Source organism: Cupriavidus sp. 01L415, from assembly GCF_056400065.1.
Genome location: NZ_JBFTSP010000021.1, coordinates 51737 through 68097, shown reverse-complemented (window position 1 = coordinate 68097; position 16361 = coordinate 51737). Strand labels below are relative to the sequence as shown.

General features: G+C 65.6%; 17 protein-coding genes. 4 read left to right on the top strand and 13 right to left on the bottom strand.

Annotated features, from left to right (window positions below):
• Nucleotides 1–53 precede the first annotated feature (53 nt).
• The 3 genes from AC1DOX_RS23335 to AC1DOX_RS23325 all read left to right on the top strand — a co-directional run bounded on the left by AC1DOX_RS23335 (nucleotide 54) and on the right by AC1DOX_RS23325 (nucleotide 3643).
• Nucleotides 54–872, top strand: a complete 819-nt coding sequence (locus AC1DOX_RS23335; RefSeq protein ID WP_477101513.1) for an alpha/beta fold hydrolase — start codon at nucleotides 54–56, stop codon at nucleotides 870–872.
• Nucleotides 873–1096: 224 nt separating this feature from the next.
• Nucleotides 1097–2122 (top strand): response regulator, encoded by a 1026-nt coding sequence (locus AC1DOX_RS23330; protein WP_441620862.1) that lies wholly within the window; start codon nucleotides 1097–1099, stop codon nucleotides 2120–2122.
• Between the two features lie 129 nt (nucleotides 2123–2251).
• Entirely contained in the window at nucleotides 2252–3643 is a 1392-nt protein-coding gene (locus AC1DOX_RS23325) for an MFS transporter (RefSeq protein WP_441620860.1), read from the top strand.
• Between the two features lie 30 nt (nucleotides 3644–3673).
• On the opposite strand, the gene AC1DOX_RS23320 is transcribed toward AC1DOX_RS23325, so the two are convergent.
• The 13 genes from AC1DOX_RS23320 to AC1DOX_RS23260 form a co-directional block, all read right to left on the bottom strand.
• Nucleotides 3674–4663 (bottom strand): Bug family tripartite tricarboxylate transporter substrate binding protein, encoded by a 990-nt coding sequence (locus tag AC1DOX_RS23320; RefSeq protein ID WP_441620858.1) that lies wholly within the window; start codon nucleotides 4661–4663, stop codon nucleotides 3674–3676.
• A 158-nt stretch (nucleotides 4664–4821) separates the two neighbouring features.
• The gene (locus AC1DOX_RS23315; RefSeq protein ID WP_441620856.1) at nucleotides 4822–5634 is read right to left on the bottom strand and encodes an SDR family oxidoreductase; all 813 of its coding nucleotides are present in this window, start codon (nucleotides 5632–5634) and stop codon (nucleotides 4822–4824) included.
• A gap of 35 nt (nucleotides 5635–5669) precedes the next feature.
• Nucleotides 5670–6512 (bottom strand): IclR family transcriptional regulator, encoded by an 843-nt coding sequence (locus AC1DOX_RS23310; protein ID WP_441620854.1) that lies wholly within the window; start codon nucleotides 6510–6512, stop codon nucleotides 5670–5672.
• 211 nt (nucleotides 6513–6723) lie between these two features.
• Nucleotides 6724–7398, bottom strand: coding sequence for a 5,6-dimethylbenzimidazole synthase (gene bluB, locus AC1DOX_RS23305; RefSeq protein WP_441620852.1), 675 nt, complete (start codon nucleotides 7396–7398; stop codon nucleotides 6724–6726).
• 117 nt (nucleotides 7399–7515) lie between these two features.
• Nucleotides 7516–7782: a hypothetical protein gene (locus tag AC1DOX_RS23300; protein ID WP_441620850.1), complete on the bottom strand. Its 267-nt coding sequence runs from the start codon at nucleotides 7780–7782 to the stop codon at nucleotides 7516–7518.
• A gap of 37 nt (nucleotides 7783–7819) precedes the next feature.
• Nucleotides 7820–8398 carry a lecithin retinol acyltransferase family protein gene (locus AC1DOX_RS23295; protein ID WP_441620848.1) on the bottom strand — a complete coding sequence of 193 codons (579 nt, stop codon included), beginning with the start codon at nucleotides 8396–8398 and terminating at the stop codon, nucleotides 7820–7822.
• Between the two features lie 252 nt (nucleotides 8399–8650).
• Nucleotides 8651–9568, bottom strand: coding sequence for a catechol 1,2-dioxygenase (gene catA / locus AC1DOX_RS23290; RefSeq protein WP_441620846.1), 918 nt, complete (start codon nucleotides 9566–9568; stop codon nucleotides 8651–8653).
• A gap of 39 nt (nucleotides 9569–9607) precedes the next feature.
• Nucleotides 9608–10666: an NADH:ubiquinone reductase (Na(+)-transporting) subunit F gene (locus tag AC1DOX_RS23285; RefSeq protein WP_441620844.1), complete on the bottom strand. Its 1059-nt coding sequence runs from the start codon at nucleotides 10664–10666 to the stop codon at nucleotides 9608–9610.
• 40 nt (nucleotides 10667–10706) lie between these two features.
• The gene (locus AC1DOX_RS23280; RefSeq protein WP_441620842.1) at nucleotides 10707–11069 is read right to left on the bottom strand and encodes a phenol hydroxylase subunit P4; all 363 of its coding nucleotides are present in this window, start codon (nucleotides 11067–11069) and stop codon (nucleotides 10707–10709) included.
• Between the two features lie 20 nt (nucleotides 11070–11089).
• Nucleotides 11090–12697 carry an aromatic/alkene/methane monooxygenase hydroxylase/oxygenase subunit alpha gene (locus tag AC1DOX_RS23275; protein WP_441620840.1) on the bottom strand — a complete coding sequence of 536 codons (1608 nt, stop codon included), beginning with the start codon at nucleotides 12695–12697 and terminating at the stop codon, nucleotides 11090–11092.
• Between the two features lie 34 nt (nucleotides 12698–12731).
• Nucleotides 12732–13013 (bottom strand): MmoB/DmpM family protein, encoded by a 282-nt coding sequence (locus AC1DOX_RS23270; RefSeq protein ID WP_441620838.1) that lies wholly within the window; start codon nucleotides 13011–13013, stop codon nucleotides 12732–12734.
• Nucleotides 13014–13030: 17 nt separating this feature from the next.
• Nucleotides 13031–14029: a ferritin family protein gene (locus AC1DOX_RS23265; protein WP_441620836.1), complete on the bottom strand. Its 999-nt coding sequence runs from the start codon at nucleotides 14027–14029 to the stop codon at nucleotides 13031–13033.
• Nucleotides 14030–14111: 82 nt separating this feature from the next.
• Nucleotides 14112–14354 (bottom strand): phenol hydroxylase subunit, encoded by a 243-nt coding sequence (locus AC1DOX_RS23260; protein ID WP_441620834.1) that lies wholly within the window; start codon nucleotides 14352–14354, stop codon nucleotides 14112–14114.
• A 341-nt stretch (nucleotides 14355–14695) separates the two neighbouring features.
• On the opposite strand from AC1DOX_RS23260, the gene AC1DOX_RS23255 reads away from it, so the two are divergent.
• A complete protein-coding gene (locus AC1DOX_RS23255) occupies nucleotides 14696–16321 on the top strand; it encodes a sigma 54-interacting transcriptional regulator (protein ID WP_441620832.1) in 1626 nt (541 codons plus the stop codon).
• Nucleotides 16322–16361 lie beyond the last annotated feature (40 nt).

The window sequence follows — 16361 nt, the reverse complement described above, 5'->3', positions numbered from 1 at the left end:
CGTCAAGCTTTCTGGTGCCACAGTCGACTAAGAATCTAACCATCATCCCGACAATGACGATGAACAGAGATACCCGGAAGGAAACCATAGCGCTTGAGGTAGACGGCGTAGCGCTCAAAATCGCGGCCATTGGTCGTCAAGGAGAGCTCGCGCCGATTGTGTTCTTGCACGGATTCGGCTCGACGAAGGAAGACTACGCGGACATCGCCATCAATCGTGCCTTCGCGGGCCGCCCCTTCCTTGCATACGACGCGCCCGGCTGTGGAGAAACTGCCTGTGGTGACCTTCGCAAGGTCAGCATTCCCTTCCTAGTGGAGACAGCCAAAGCAATGCTGGCTCATGCGGGTATCGACCAGTTCCATTTGGTCGGGCACTCCATGGGCGGACTCACTGCGCTGATGCTCGCACATGAACTGCCTGACCGCGTGTTGAGCTTCATCGACATCGAAGGCAATGTCGCGCCTGAAGACTGCTTCCTGAGCAGGCAGCTTGTGGACTTCCCCGCGGAGGACCCTCAAGCGTTCTTCAACGAGTTCATCGAACGGAACTGGCACTCTTCTCAGTATTCTTCACCGCTCTTTGCCGCAAGCCTTCGCCACAAGGTCCGCGCCCAGGCGGTGTCCGGCATCTTCACCTCGATGGTGCATCTGTCGGACCACGGTGGCCTCATGGACAAGTTCTTGTCGCTTCCTTTCCCAAGGATGTTCATGTACGGCGAGCAGAATAGCTATCTAACCTACTTGCCGCTTTTGGCCAAGTCCGGCGTCGAGCTTGCAGAAGTCGCCGAATGTGGCCACTTCCCGATGTATTCAAATCCGTTGGAGATGTGGCGGCGAATTGCGGCGTTCCAGACGAGCGCTGAAAGCGGCTAAGCGAGTCGGCACCATCCAGCAGTGCCCACATCAAGCTTCAGCGTCGATTAGTGCGACGCGAATGGCCGAGCCATCGACCGCATGAAGCGTAGTCGCCGCCCTTCGAAAGAGCCTCCCTCCGCCATCTGTGTCTGGGCTTACCACGCTCCGAATCGATGGGGGACTCTTGCATCAAAGATGACACACTTCTTCTGCAGGTTGGAAATAGGCGGCAGCCTTGTCACTTGTCCTCATTCGGTCAAGTAGTCGAGGCTTGGACGATTTCCAGGGCCTCCGCCTACAGCCGCAATGCGTTGTTTGCCGCCGCCGCTGCCGCACTGCATGACAGGGAGGAAGACGCGCACGCATCGCCGGAAGGCAACGAGCATCGCGATGCGCGTCCCGCCCCCGGCATCGCAGGCGGGCCGGATGTCCGCACCGTGCTGGTTGCCGAGGACAGCCCACTGAACCAGATGCTGATCGCGGAGCAACTGGAGCTGCTCGGGTGGCACCCGATCGCGGTCGGCGACAGCCGTCATGCGCTCGCCGTGCTCGCTCACAACCGCGTCGACCTGATCCTGACGGACATTCACATGCCCGTGATGGATGGCTACGCGTTGCTCGCTGCGGTACAGACCTCATGGCCCGACATCGCGGTCCTCGCCTTCAGCGCGGTCACGGCCGACGGGCGCGCGACCGACTGGCGGGCCCGTGGCTTTGCAGGACACATTGCAAAGCCCGCGTCGCTCCGGGAACTGGAACATGCGCTGCGGGCTGCGCCGGCTCCACCGCGTACGGGCACAGCGGCCGCCACAGCCGGCCACGCCGATGTCGAAGACGCGCCGCTTGCGCCCGCCGAACTGGCCCGATATCAGGGCATCCTCCGGCAGCAACTGCAGACCGACGCGCCCGAGCTGGCCGCCGTCATGCGGCGTCATGACTCCGTGGCGCTGCGGCACTGGGCGCATCGGTCCGCAGGCGCGTTCCTGATCGTGCAGGCGCGCGAGATCTTCGAACGATGTCGCAACCTGGAGCACCGCTGCGCTGGCACGGACATCTGGACGCCGGAGATCGGCACGCTCGCCGAAGCCCTGTACGCCGCCGTCCTGGCGTATGGCAAGGACACGACATCGCCCTCGAATCCGGGGACTGGCGCCTTTGCAGGGAATCCCTGGCGCCCCCAGCCGGTGCTGGCGCTCAAGCCCCCGGTCCGGGGCGCGCATTCCGCACCTCCTGAGCGAGAGGTGCGCAGGGACGTGGCGCCGGACTGACGTTCCGGCCTACCACAAACGCCGCATTTGCGGGCGACGCCCGCCCGGACGATAATGGCGCCTCCGATCCCGTGGGGCATCTCCGCCAACACGGGGAATGGCGAGAATACGCCAGCCGCTTATCCATCCATGCAGCCCTATCAAGGCCTCCCTCGGCCCCAGCGTACCTGGGCCATCCTGACCGTCTTCTGCGGTCTTGTGATGGCCGTGCTGGATGGCTCGATCGCCAACATCGCCCTTCCTTCCATTTCCCGGGAATTGCACGCCGATCCCGCGCGTACGATCTGGGTCGTCAATGCCTACCAGCTGACCGTCACGGTTTGCCTGCTGCCGCTGTCGTCACTGGGGGACATCTTGGGCTACAAGCGCGTCTACCGGGTTGGCCTGGCTACGTTCCTGGTGGGATCGGTGCTGTGCGCACTGTCCGTGAACCTGCCCATGCTCGTGGCGGCCCGCGTGCTGCAAGGGGTGGGCGGTGCCGGCATCATGAGCGTCAACACGGCGCTGATCCGCTTTATCTACCCGCCGACCAAGCTGGGTCGTGGCATCGGGCTCAACGCGCTGGTCGTGGGCGTCACCATCGCCGTGGGGCCATCGCTTGGCGCGTTGATCCTGGCGATCGGCAGCTGGCCGTGGCTCTTCGCGGTCAATATTCCCGTTGCAATCTTTGCCCTGGCGATCTCGCGCGGCGCGCTGCCCGAGACACCAGCGCAGCCGCGCGAATTCGACTATCCGAGTGCCGCCCTGTCGGCGGTCGTCTTTGGGCTGTTCATCCTTGGGGTGGACGGACTGGGTCACGCACCGCTGCGTCTGGCCGGTGCTTCCGGCGTGGTGCTGGCCGTCGTGCTGGGCTGGCTGCTGGTGCGTCGCCAGCACGGCAAGCCCGCGCCGCTGGTGCCGGTGGACTTGTTTGCCAGCCGTGCGTTCACGCTGGCGGTCGGCACGTCGTTCTGCTCGTTCATGACGCAAATGCTGGCCTTCGTGGCGTTGCCGTTCTATCTGGAATATCAACTTGGCCGCAGCCTGCAGGAAACCGGGCTGCTGATCACGCCATGGCCGCTGATGGTCGCCGTCATGGCCGCCGTGTCGGGCCGGCTCTCCGATCGCTACCCGGCCAGCATCCTCGCCGGTGCGGGGTTGGTGATGCTGACGGCGGGACTGGTCGGCCTGGCGGTGCTGGGCAAGGACGCCAGCAGCTTCGACATAGCCTGGCGCATGGCGCTGTGCGGACTGGGTTTCGGGTTCTTCCAGTCGCCCAACAATCGCGCCATGATCGGCGCCACGCCGCGCGAGCGCAGCGGCGGCGCCAGCGGCGCCCAGGCCACCACGCGCCTGCTGGGCCAGACTACCGGCACGGCGGTCGTGGCGTTGTTGTTCAGCCTCGATCGCTCGGGCGCCGCGCGCCTGGCGCTGTATGTGGCGGCAGCGGTGGCATTCTCTGGCGCGGTGATCAGCCTCAGCCGACTGCGCGACGGGCGCGCCACGGCATCGTCGTCAGCAGCGGCGGAACCGGACGCCTGACGGTCCGGCCCGCCACCACGGCGCGTGGCCTTACTCGGCCTTCGCGCCCGACTCCTTCACCACCTTCGCCCACTTCGCGATTTCGCTGCGCTGGTAGCCAGCCAGCTTGTCAGGCGTGCCCAGGATCGGATCCAGCCCCAGCGTCTTCAGCTTGGCCTGCACGTCAGGCAGCGTGTAGATGCGATTGAGTTCCGCATTGAGCTTGGCCACGACATCCTTCGGCGTATTGGCCGGCGCAAAGATCGCAAACCAGGAATCGGCGTCGAAGCCTTGCAGGCCCTGCTCGGCCAGCGTCGGGATATCTGGTGCCGACGGCGACCGCTTGAGGCTCGTGATGCCCAGCGCGCGCAGCTTGCCCTCCCGGACCACCGGCAGCGCCGACGGCAGGTTGTCGAACATCATCGTGATATGGCCGCCGAGCAGGTCCGGAATCGCCATCGCCCGACCCTTGTAAGGCACGTGGGTGATCTTGACTTGCGCGAGCGTATTGAACATTTCCCCCGCCACGTGCGGCGACGTGCCGATGCCAGGCGTGCCAAACGTCAGTCCCCCCGGCTTGGCCTTGGCCAGCGCGATCAGTTCGGCCACGTTCTTCGCGGGCACGGACGGATTGACGACCAGCACGTTGGGGGTCGATGCCACCAGGATCACCGGCGTGAAATCCTTGACCATGTCGTACGGCATCTTGCTGTACAGCGCGCCGTTGATCGAGTGCGTGCCCACGGTGCCCAGCGCAAGCGTGTAGCCGTCCGGGGCGGCATGCGCCACGGCTTCGGCGCCGATATTGCCGCCGGCACCGGGCTTGTTGTCCACGATGACCGGCTGCCCCCACGACGACGAGATCTTCTCGGACACGATGCGCGCCAGCGTATCGGGCGCGCCGCCGGTGGGAAAGCCCACCACGAGCCGGATCGGCTTGGACGGATAGGTATCGGCCTGCGCCGCGGGCGCAACGGCCACTGCGGCAGCAGCCGCCATCATCGCCAGGACCTGGCGGCGCTGGAACAAACGAACACGCATGAAAATGTCTCCTGGTTGGCTGCCGTTCTGGTCAGTCCATCGGCAGTCCGATTTTCTTCGACGATCGTCAATCACCGGGGAGGCGAGCGCGTGGCCCGCTCCTGCTCCGATTGTCCATGCCGCCCGGCGCGCGGCAATCCGCATATGCCTGGGTGTTGCTATACGGCAATATTGCCGAATGTCTGGGTGACCTGATCGTGCAACCGGCGCATGCCGCGCAGCCAACGGTCATAGTCCTGCCCCTTGCGGCGGTAGTACTCGAGCACCTCGGGGTGCGGCAGGATCAGGAAGCTTTCGCTGGCCACGCCTTCCAGCGTCTTGGCGGCCACGTGCTCCGCCGTCACCGATCCTTCCTGCAGGAAACCCTTGCGCTCGCCGCTCTCGCCGAACAGCATCTTCGTCTGTACGCCCTGGGGGCAAATGCAGCTGACCTTGATGCCACGGTCCCCGTAGGTAATCGACAGCCACTCGGCAAACCCGATCGCCGCATGCTTGGTCACCGCGTACGGCGCCGAGCCGATCTGCGACAACAGGCCCGCCGCCGACACCGTATTGATGAAATAGCCATCGCCCCGTTCCAGCATCTGCGGCAACACGGCCTTGGCCGCATGGATATGCGCCATGACGTTGATGTCCCAGATGCGCTGCCATTCCGCCGCGCTGGCGTCCAGGCCCTTGCGCAGGATGATGCCCGCGTTGGAGCAGAAGATGTCGACCTGGCCAAAGCGCTCCGTGGCCACGTCGACCAGGCCTTGCACGGCATCCGCATCGGCCACGTCCACGCGCTGCGCAAACAGCTTGCAGTCGGGCGCGACGGCGGCGGCTTCCGCGGCGACCTGCGCGGCGCCCGCGTGGTCGATATCGGCCACCGCCACGCCGCGTGCGCCCGCTTGCGCGAAGGCCAGCACCAGTGCGCGGCCAATACCGGTGCCGCCGCCGGTCACGATGACGGTCTTGTTGCGAATGTCCATGCTTGTCTCCTCGTCGAATCGGGTGGAATCGTTGTTCAGGCCGGTTGCCAGAGCCGCGCGGCAAGCGTGTCCGCCAGTTCGCGGATGCGCGGCCCCAGGTTGCTCTCCAGAATCTCCGGCGACAGCCGGGAGGAGGCGCCGCCAATATTGATCGACAGGACTTCCGTGCCGCCTTCCAGGCGCACCGGCGCCGCCACGCCGCTGACCGTGCGGTCCCATTCGGCATGCGCCAGGCAGAAGCCGCGCCGCGCGTGCTCGCGCAACGACCGGTCCAGTTTTGTGCGCATGCCGGGCCAACGCGGGCCGTGATGACGCTCGAGTTCCGCGATCACGGCCGCACGCCGCTCTGGCGTCAGCCCCGCCAGCCATGCGCGGCCAATCGCCGATGTCGCCATGGGCAGCCGCGATCCCGGCGTCAGCCGCATCACCAGCGCACCGCGTGGCTGGCAGACCTCAAGGTAGAGCATGTCGTGGCGATCCGGTGCCGCCAGCGCCACTGTGCAGTCGGTGGCAAACGCCAGTGACTGCATCAGCGGCTGGGCGATGTCCCGAATGCCCGCGCCGGAAAGGTAGCGCTGTCCGGGAAGCATCGCGCCTTGCCCCATGCGGTACTTTTCCTGTGCTTCCACGTAGACCAGATAGCCCAGGCTCGCCAGCGTGTAGGTGAGGCGCGAGACGGTAGGACGTGGGATACCGGTACGGCGCGACAACTCGGCATTGCCGAGGAAGTCGTCATCGGGCCCGAAGGCGCGCAGCAGTTCCAGCCCGCGGGCCAGCGCGGTCACGAAGTTGCGATCCTCGCCATCGGCGGGATACGCCGCTTCGCCGGAAACCAGCGCGGCGTCGACCGGTTGCGGAATCGTGAGGGTGCGCTTCATCGCTGATTAATATCAGGTTCCCGTCTTCGGCGAGCCGGCTATGTCGAGAAAACATGTGCGCCAAAAACGGGGCTAATAGATACGAATCAGCAGGTTAGCCTGGGGGACAGACCCCCAGCAGCACTGTATATCCATACAGCCATCGCCATGCCTCCACGAGACGCTTGTCGGCGGGAAGTGAGTCGGCCACCGGCGTGCCCGCCATTCGCGCTCAACTGGCCGAAGGTGCGGGAGCCGACGACGGATCCCACAGGATGTCATGCAACGGGGACCGCTTGCGCCAGCCCAACTGTTCGAGCATCGGCGCTTCGTAGAAGGCGGGTACGGGCCCGAGGCAGAGCAGGCCAAACGGCGTTGCGCCGGCAGGGAGGCCGAGCTCGCGCGCGAGCGCATCGGGATCGAACATCGATACCCACCCGAGGCCGAGGTTTTCGGCACGCGCTGCCAGCCAGAGATTCTGTACGGCGCATGCGGCGGAAGCCCAGGCCATTTCACGAGGCATGCTGCGGCGGCCGAAAATCGTGCCGTCGTCGGGCGCCAGGATGACCGCCAACAGCTCTGCGCAGTCACGAATGCCTTCGACCTTGAGGCGCAGGAATTCCGCAGCACGCTCCCCCAAGGCCTGCGCCGTGGCCTGCCGTTCCGCCTCCACCAGCGGCGCCAGACGCGCGCGCCATTCCGGGGTGCTCAGGCGCATGAACCGCCACGGCTGCATCAGGCCCACCGAGGGCGCCTGGTGGGCCGCGTGCAGAAGACGCTCCAACTGTGCATCGGGGAGGACAGGCCCCGGCGTGAAGTGACGACAGTCGCGCCGTAGCGCCATGATGCGGTACAACGCGGCACGCTCGATGTCGTCAATGCGAGGGTCAGACCCGATTTCTTCCATTTTCTCAGTATGTTGCCGGGGGCAGGTTGTTGCAGCAGATCGGATGTACCGTCATGGCGATGCGCCACGCCCGGGGCGGTGGAGAACGGCGGGGGACGCCGTCACGGCAATCGCAAACTAGCGCAAGTGCTTCCCCGGCAAGGTCGGCTTCTCGTAACGCGTAGTTGCTTCAGGCATTCCGGCATCGCGCGCGCGCCGGGCCTTTGCCGATGGCTTCTCCGGCGGCTGACGCCCCGTAAGCCGGTTCTCCCCGCGCGCGTCGAACGTGCCGATATGGATCGGCTCGCCCATACCCCCCACCACCTGCTGGGCGGCCGCATTGCTCCCACCGCTCAATAGCATCAAAACAGACGCCAGTAGACCCAGTGCCCGGATCTTACCCATTGATTCTCTCCTCGTAACGCATTGGCCCCATCGGCCATCAGCGCTCGGCAGCATATTGCCAGCAAGCGTACGAGGTTGTAATCGTTTGTGAGCGCGAGCGAGGACCACGGCGGGCGGCTGCGGACTGCTTCTCGGTCTCCCACCAGCCCCTCAGCATGCCGGCGGCCATGCGCAGGCCCCGGAGCGGATGCAACAGGCAATGCCGTACCTGCCCGCTGCGGCTTTCGCCATACAGGCACCACGTGCAAAGGTGTTCACAGTTGTTGGTCAGCAGGTTGTAGCGATCTTCGCCCAGCCGGGAGCGGGCGCGCCTGACGGATTCCGCCGCGCTGTAGCGTGCCGTAGGGGTCGCCAGGATCGTGATGCCATGGCCGTCCGCGAATGCTGCCAGCGTCAGCTCTTCCACCGGGCCACGTTGCCGCCGGTGGCAGTAGCCCGCGTAATGCACCACCATGCCGTGGCCGACGTAGATGCCGTGATGCGCGTAGCCGTGGCGCGGCGTGATGAGGTGTGCGCCGAGCGGTGGTTCGGACGCTGCGGCCCCTCCCCATGCGTCCGCCATCGCATGGGACGCTGGCCGGATCATCTTCTCCGGAGTTTTGCCGCTGGATTCCATCACCGTCTCCTGGTTGCTGCCTGCCGGCCACCTCGCGGCCATGCCCTTTCTCTGCATCGGGCGTGCCAGGAAGGTGTTCGCGGGTTCGGAGTGGTGAGGGCGATGTGTGAAGGCGCAGGGAGATGACGGGTGCAGGACAATTCCTGCACCACATCCCCGGCGTGTGGCCGACCGGGCCACGACGGCCTTACTCAATGGATCAAATTCGCGGCCCGGCTTTGATCAAATGATCAAATCGCGGCGCGCATGGCGTCACGCCGTCACGGCCGCACGCCGGCGTGCCACCTCTGCCAGCGGAGCGTTCGCGTTGTCGGCATGCAGCGTGAAGTTGAAGCGGATCACCGAAAACGGCCTGTCCACGCCCAGCGCCTGCATGGCGGCCGCGTCCTCGACGCGCGTGACCGGCGGCACCAGCCCCTCGCGCGTGGCGAAGGCGAAGTCATCCCACAGATAGGGGTCACCGTCGATGTTGATCTGCGTGGTCAGCTTGCGATGTCCCGGCGCGGATACGAAGAAATGGATATGGGCCGGACGTGTGCCGTGACGGTCCAGCTGCTTCAGCAGCCGGTCGGTGGCGCCACCCGGCGGCACGCTGTAGCCGACCGGCACGATGCTGCGGAGCCGATACCGTCCCTCGCTGTCGGTGACGATGGTGCGCCGCAGGTTGAACGCGCTCTGGGTCGGATCGAAGTAGGAGTAGTTGCCCATCGAGTTCGCGTGCCAGACCTCCACCCTGGCATCGGGCAGCGGCTTGCCATCCCTGTCGAACACCTGCCCTTCCATCACCAGTATCTCGCCGTCATCGGTGCCATCGTCCAGGCGGGCCTCGCCCTGGACGACCGGGGCGCCGGCCACGTAAAGCGGTCCTTCGATGGTGCGCGGCGTGCCGCCTGCGACGCCGGCGCGCGCCTCGGCCTCGTCCATGCGCAGGTCCAGGAAGTGATCGAAGCCAAGCCCCGGCGCGATCAGGCCGAGTTCGCCGGCGCGGCCTGCCTCGGCCAGGTAGTTGAGTCCGGCCCAGAACTCCTCGGGCTGGATGTCGAGGTCCTCGATCATGTAGAACATGTCGCGCACCATCCGATGCACGATGGCGGCGATGCGCGGGTTGGCGTTCTGGCCGGTGCTTTCCTCGATGCGGTTGAGCACGGCGTCGATTGCGATCTTGTCCATGGTTGTCTCCTTGGGTCTTGTGGGGAAAATGGGCGGGCGTCAGAGCGAGCGGAACAGCGGGCTGCGGGTGGCCTGGCTCGCGTCGGCCGCCGACAGGAACTTCTCGGTGAAGATGTCTTTCTCGAACAGCCGGCCTTGCATCAGCGTGGCGATGCAGGCCTCGATCATCGGTGGCGGCCCGCACAGGTAGGCGCGCCAGCCACGGAAGTCGTTGTCGAAGTGGCGTCCTGCCAGATCGTGGACATAGCCGCGCTCGCCAGCCCAGTCGCTATGTTCCGGCTCGCCGGACAGCACAGGCAGGTAGGTGAAGTTGTCGTGCCGACGCGCCAGCGCCTCGAAGGCGTCGCGGTAGTAGAGCTCCCCTGCATTGCGCGCGCCCTGCACCAGGACGATCTCGCGCGGATCGCCGCACTCCAGTAGGTCGAGGATCATCGAGCGCGGACTCGACAACCCCGATCCCCCCGCCATGAACATCAGCGGCCGCGGGTCGCTCTTGCGCACGAAGAAGCGGCCCAGCGGGCCCGACAGCTGCAGGCGCTCGCCCGCCTGCAGCTGTTCATGCACATAGGTGGTGGCGCGGCCGCCGGGCACCAACCGGACGTTCAGCTCGATCTCCCCCGCGGATGGCACGCTGGCGATGGAGAACGCGCGCGGCGCGGCCTCCTGGCCCAGCCAGACATTGACGTACTGGCCGGGCTGGAACTGCAGGGGCTCGCCCTCGATACGCAGGAACACGCCCTTGATGGTCGGCGTCAGCGCTTCGATGCGTACGACCTCCGCGGTGAAGTCCATCAGCGGCAGGCACTGTGCGTCGGGATCGGGCTCGATGTCGGCCTCGATCACCATGTCGGACATCGGCCTCGCGCAGCAAGCTAGGCACTTGGCCTCCTCGCGCTCGAAGTCCATCAGGGCGAATGGCGACGCCTCGCCGTGATCCAGTTCGCCTTCCAGCGTCTGCACCTTGCAGGTCCCGCACAGGCCGTGGCCGCAGGCGTGTGGCAGCCACACGCCGGCGCGCAGGCATGCGTCGAGCACGGTCTGGCCTTCCTCGATGTCGATGGTCTGGCCGAGGGGCTCGATGGTCAGTTGATAGGTCATGGCAGCCTCCGTAAATCTGTCTGGGGCGACGTTTCGGTTTTCAGTTGCAGGAACCGGCGATGCCGGCAAGGCCAGGCGTGCGCAGGCGCAGCAGCGATTTGTGCCCGAGCCCGTTGCCGGTCAGGCTGGCATCCGCGTCCGGTGTGAACGGCTCGCTGCCGCGCAGCCACTGCGCCTGCGTCCAGTCGATGGCCGCGCCCTCCGGGTGGGCGGCCAGCAACGGCGCGATGACCTCGCTGACCAAGGTGCCGAACGGCATGTCGGGCGGCAGCGGCAGCGTGAACGGGCTGCAGAACAGCAGGTGCTGGTCCCAGCCGAAGAACACCAGCTGGTTGCCGTGGAAGTTTTCGATCCGGTCGCGGGTCTCGCCCGCATAGCCCGGCTTCAGTGCGATGACTGGCATGGTGGTCTCCCGATGTCGATTCAGTCGTGTCCGTGGTCGCAGCACGGCGCGCCGTTGCCCGGCTCCGTTGCCGGCGCTGCCGCCGTGCCGGTCCAGCGCTGCCAGTTGGCGCGATCCTGCGAATCGGCATAGTCGCCACGGTCCTGCGGGCCGAGGTGGTACCAGTCGAGCACCTCCGGCAGGGTCGTGCCGCCGCAGTTGCCCTGGAAGATCTGATGCACGGGCAGCCAGGCCTGCACATACTTCTCGGGCTCGTCGAGGAAGATGTCGCGGCAGCCGTCGGAACAGAAGTGATAGTGGTCGCCGGCGTGCTCGGCCTCGCGGTAGCAGATCTGCGTGGGGTCGTCCGGCTCGGTGAAGGCCATCGGGATCTGGCAGACCTGGCACAGCATAGGCAGGCCCGGGTTGGACCAGCGCTGCCCCGCCGCCTGTTGATGCTGCCAGTAGTCGAAGCGCGGGCGATAGTGCTTGTCGAAGCTGTCGGGGTACTTTTCGGCCAGCCAGTCCATTTCCGACGGCTCCGGCACCCAGGTGTGGAGCGCGGCAGCATGGTTGAAGTTGTAGAAGATCGACCAGGCGATGTGCGACAGGTGGTCCTTCTCCTTCGCCGCCTGCTCGTGGTACTTGGGCATGCGGATGCCGTAGCGCGCCAGATCGGCGAACAGCGCGCCGCCGTTCTGCTCGAAGTAGATCTCCCAGGCCTCCTTCCAGCTCATCACGCGTTTGGGCAACATGTAGTCCATCATCATCGCCACCAGCGTCAGCAGCCGGTAGCCACGCCAGAACCACTTGTCGATCCACTTCTGGATGATGGGGCGGTTGGCGGGGTCCTGCTCCAGCATGAACTTCACCACCTCCAGCCCCAGCGTCATGTGGCGCGATTCGTCGGACTGCGCGGAGAAGCCGAAGGTCACGGTTGCCATGTCGCCGTTGTAGGCCGCGCCGGACATGAACGGCATGAACAGCAGGTTGGTCAGCACGTACTCGAACGAGAACGAGATGGCCGTGATGAACTCGAACGGGCCCGCCGTCATGGCGTCCTCGAAGTAGGACTTGGGCACCGACAGGTACCACAGCCGGTCATGCAGGTGGCGCCAGTCGGAAAAGCCGTTGAAGTACTTGTTGTAATGGCTGATCGTGTGGATCTGGGTCTGGCAGTGGCGCAGCTCGTCGATCGACTGCATCTGGCAGGCCACGCGCGCACCCGCGCCGCGCAGGCTGCGGCCGGCCATCGCAAAGCCGCGGTGCGCGGCATATTCCAGCGGCGACACGCCGGTTAGGAACAGCTTGAGCGCGTTGACGTAGCGCGCGTCGGTGACGTTCAACTGACCGTTGTTCTGCTGGAAGGCGTCGATGATCGCGTACAGCTTGCGTTCCTTCTCGGACTGGAATTTCCAGTACGCATCCATGGTCAGGCGGAACGGGTCCTCCCAGCCGTTCCAGTCGTGGATTACGATGCCTTCGAACTTGTCGTGCGGGAATACGGTATCCATCGGCTGGTAGGTGGTTTCCCAGCCCAGGTCGCGCGTCAGCACGGCGTACTTGTCCTTGAGCGACAGCTTGGGCCTGGCGGCCTGCCGCTGATTGGCTGCGGGGGCTGCGGGCGCTTCGGGGGTGGCGGTAGTCATGTCCTTGTCTCCTGGTGTTTCTGATGTTTCCGGTTCAGTGCCAGGCCAGCACGAACTGGTCTTCGGTTTCGTCGATGTTGCCGGCCAGCGAGATCAGGCCAAGCTGCAGTTCCTGCACGTCCCAGGTGCGTCCGATGCGGTCCTCCACACTGGCGCGGTTGATCTCCAGGCGGCCGGGCGCGTCGATCTTGACCATGGCCGGGTAGCGATTGACGGTGGCATGCGGGTTGTCGGCCTCGATGGCGTCGATGACGGGACGCATCTCTTCGTTGGCCTGCAAGGCGATGAATACGATTTGGGTGGTCTGGGCGGTCATGGCGGGCTCCCTCGGTGTCATGCGGCGGCACGGACAAGGCCGAGCCCGGCCAGGCGCTTTGTCAGCGCGGCCACGGCTTCATCCAGCGCGGCCTCGGCTTTCCCGGCAAACAGGCGGCGCGCCAGTGGCGCCAGCGAGTGCTGGAAGCGGTCGAGCCAGGCAAAGGCAAAGCCGGCAATCACCACGGCGTTGGCAGGCTGTTCCTGCGCCGCCGTCTTGACCGTGGCGTCGACCCAGCGCGCGGTCTCGGCGTACCAGGTGTTCATGAAATCGGTGACCAGCGAGAACGCCGGGCTTTCGGCCGACAGCCGCGCATCGAGGCGCTGATAGACCAGCGGGTACAGCAGCCCGTCCATGACGAGGTTCTGGGCGACGTGCAGCTCGAACCAGTCGTCGCGCACCAGCAGGTCCTCTACCGCATGGCGCAGCGGCTGCCAGGCGAGGTCTTCCATCCATGCCGCCTTCGCGGCGTCAACGGCCGCCTTGTCGCCGGCCAAGAGGCCGATGCGAGTCAGGTACTGCGCAATGCCGAGCCGGTCCATGGTCTGGAACATGGCCGCCTCGGTGATGGCGGAGCCGTAGCCATAGGCGGTGATGGCGGCATTGTTCATGTTGGCCGCCCACTCGACATGGCGCAGCGGCACGACGCCAAGCGTCAGCAGCTCATGCAAGTGCGCGGGCAGCGACGCCAGCAGGCCCCGCTTCTCCACGAACTCGAGATTCTTGTCCATCGCCTCCTGCTGGCGGGCGCGGACGTTGACATAGCTGCCGTAGTAGAACTGGCGTGGGTCCTTCAGGGCGTACCAGTCCTGCATGACCACCTGCGTGCGGCGCACATCGTAGAGCTCGTATTGCGGCTGCCACAGCGGGCGGTAGTGGAAACTGGTTTCCGGCTGCAGGTCGTACATCGCCTCCTGGTAGCGCGTGGCCGGCTTGTCGGCGCCAAGGCGCCGCGCGAGGTTGGCGAAGGTCTGCCGGATCGGGCTGACGCTGTCCGTACGGATATCGATTTGCATGGTGGCTTGCTCCTGTCTCCCTGGTATCTGCTTGTGGTGTCTGGCTGGTGTCTGGCTGCTGTCTGCGCGCGTCGTAGCGGCCTCAGGCCACGCTCTCGCTCCATTTGCCGCGTTCCTGTTCGAGCGCCTGGCCGACCTGACGCGACACCGCGGTGGCGCCCTGCGTCGCGCAGAACGCGGCGAACTGATCGGGGCGCATGACCAGCTCCACATAGAGCGCCGGGTCGCCGAGCGAGAACTCGAACTCGACCCAGTGCTGGTCGCGCGCGGTCACCCGCACATAGCGGCGGCCCGGCGTGGTGGAAGGGATCATCGGAGTGGTCATGTCTCGCACCTGTTGCGCTGCACACCGGCTGGCGTGCGCTGTTTTTGGTGGAGGGATATATAGCGAGAGCCGTGCCATCGGCCGCGAAACCATGCCCCACAAGGGCCGGAGGGAAATCGGCACGGGTTTTCAAGCGTTGGTCGCTTGACGATTTGATGAGGTGAGGAAGCCGGTTTTCACCAAATGATCAAATCCGCCGCTATTGCGGCGCACCATGCTTTGCGCGCCACGGGACGCGTGCTTGCGTGGCCCTTGAACCGGCGTGTAGGCTACGAGCAAAACGCGGCAGGACGACTCCCCTCTGGATCGATCCACGCCCACAGGTAATCTGGAGGATGGAGATGACCGCGCCCCCCAAGCAGCCGCCGTTCGACCTGGCTTCGCTGCTGACAATCGACCCCAAGGCCGCACAAATCCGGCTCGGGGAATCCCGCATGGTGCTGATGCATACCGAGGCACTGAGCTATCTGCGCAAGGAGATCCTGGACACGCTGGGGCTGGAGCGCGGCAAGGGTCTCCTGATCCGGATGGGCTACGCGCAGGGCATGCGCGATGCCGAGATGGTCAAGCGCGAGCGCAAGGAAGAACTGGCGAGCTCGCCCAACGATGCCTTCCTGCTGGGCCCGCAGCTGCACATGCTCGAAGGCGTGACACGGGTCGACCCGGTGCGCCTGGAGATCGACCGCGACACTGGCCACTTCTACGGCGAATTTCTCTGGCAGGATTCGTGGGAAGGCGAAGCGCCCTACAACGAAGCGCTCAGCCGCGAGGAAGGCGGCTGCTGGGTGCAGCTGGGCTATGCATCGGGCTACAGCAGCACCTTCATGGACCGCCTCGTCATCTACAAGGAGACCGAATGCCAGCGGCGGCTGGACGCGCTGTGCCGCATCGTCGGCAAGCCGGCCGAAGCGTGGGACGATCCGGACTACCTGAAGTACTTCGAACCCGATTCGGTCATCAGCGACCTGCTGACCCTGCAGCAGGAAGTCAGCACGTTGCGCGAAACGCTATGCGGCGCCAACCAGGGCAACCTGATCGGACAGTCTCCCGCCTTCCGCGAGGCCTTCAACCTGCTGTCCGCCGCAGCCGACAGCCACATCACCGTACTGCTGACCGGGGAGACCGGCGCCGGCAAGGAGATGTTCGCCCGCTGGCTGCATGACCACGGCCCGCGCAGCCAGCAGCCGTTCATTGCGGTGAACTGCGCCGCGATTCCGCACGAGCTGATCGAATCGGAGCTATTCGGCGTGGAGAAAGGCGCCTACACTGGCGCCCAGCAGTCGCGCCCCGGGCGCTTCGAGCGGGCCCACGGCGGCACGCTGTTTCTCGACGAGATCGGCGACCTGCCGCTGTCGGCGCAGGTCAAGCTCCTGCGCGTGCTGCAAAACGCCGAGGTCGAGCGGCTGGGCGGTGTCGAGACACGCAAGGTCGATGTGCGCCTGATCGCGGCCACCAACGTCAACCTGGCCCAGGCGATCCGGCAGACCCAGTTCCGCGCCGACCTGTTCTACCGCATCAGCACCTACCCTGTCAGCATCCCGGCCTTGCGTGATCGCCGAGATGATATTCCCGAGCTGGCGCAGGCCTTCATCCAGCGTTTCAATGCGCGCTACCAGAAGCAGGTACGCGGCCTGAGCCAGCGGGCGCGCAATGCGCTGATGCAGTACCAGTGGCCGGGCAATATCCGCGAACTGGAGAATATGATCGAACGTGGCGTACTGCTCGCCCCCGCGGCGGGGCTGATCGATACGTCCCACCTGTTCGCCAGCCAGCAGGCTGGAACGGCCGAGCCGCCGGAAGATGCCGATGCTCTGTTGCAGAAGCTGCTGGACCAGCAGGTATCGCTGGCGCAGATCGAGGCCAGGCTGATGCAGCTGGCCATCGATACGACGCGTGGCAACCTGTCGTCGGCGGCGCGGATGTTGGGAATCACCCGGCCTCAGTTGGCGTATCGGTTGAAGAAATAAGGTAGGGCACCGGACACACGCCGGATGCGGACTCGAGTTC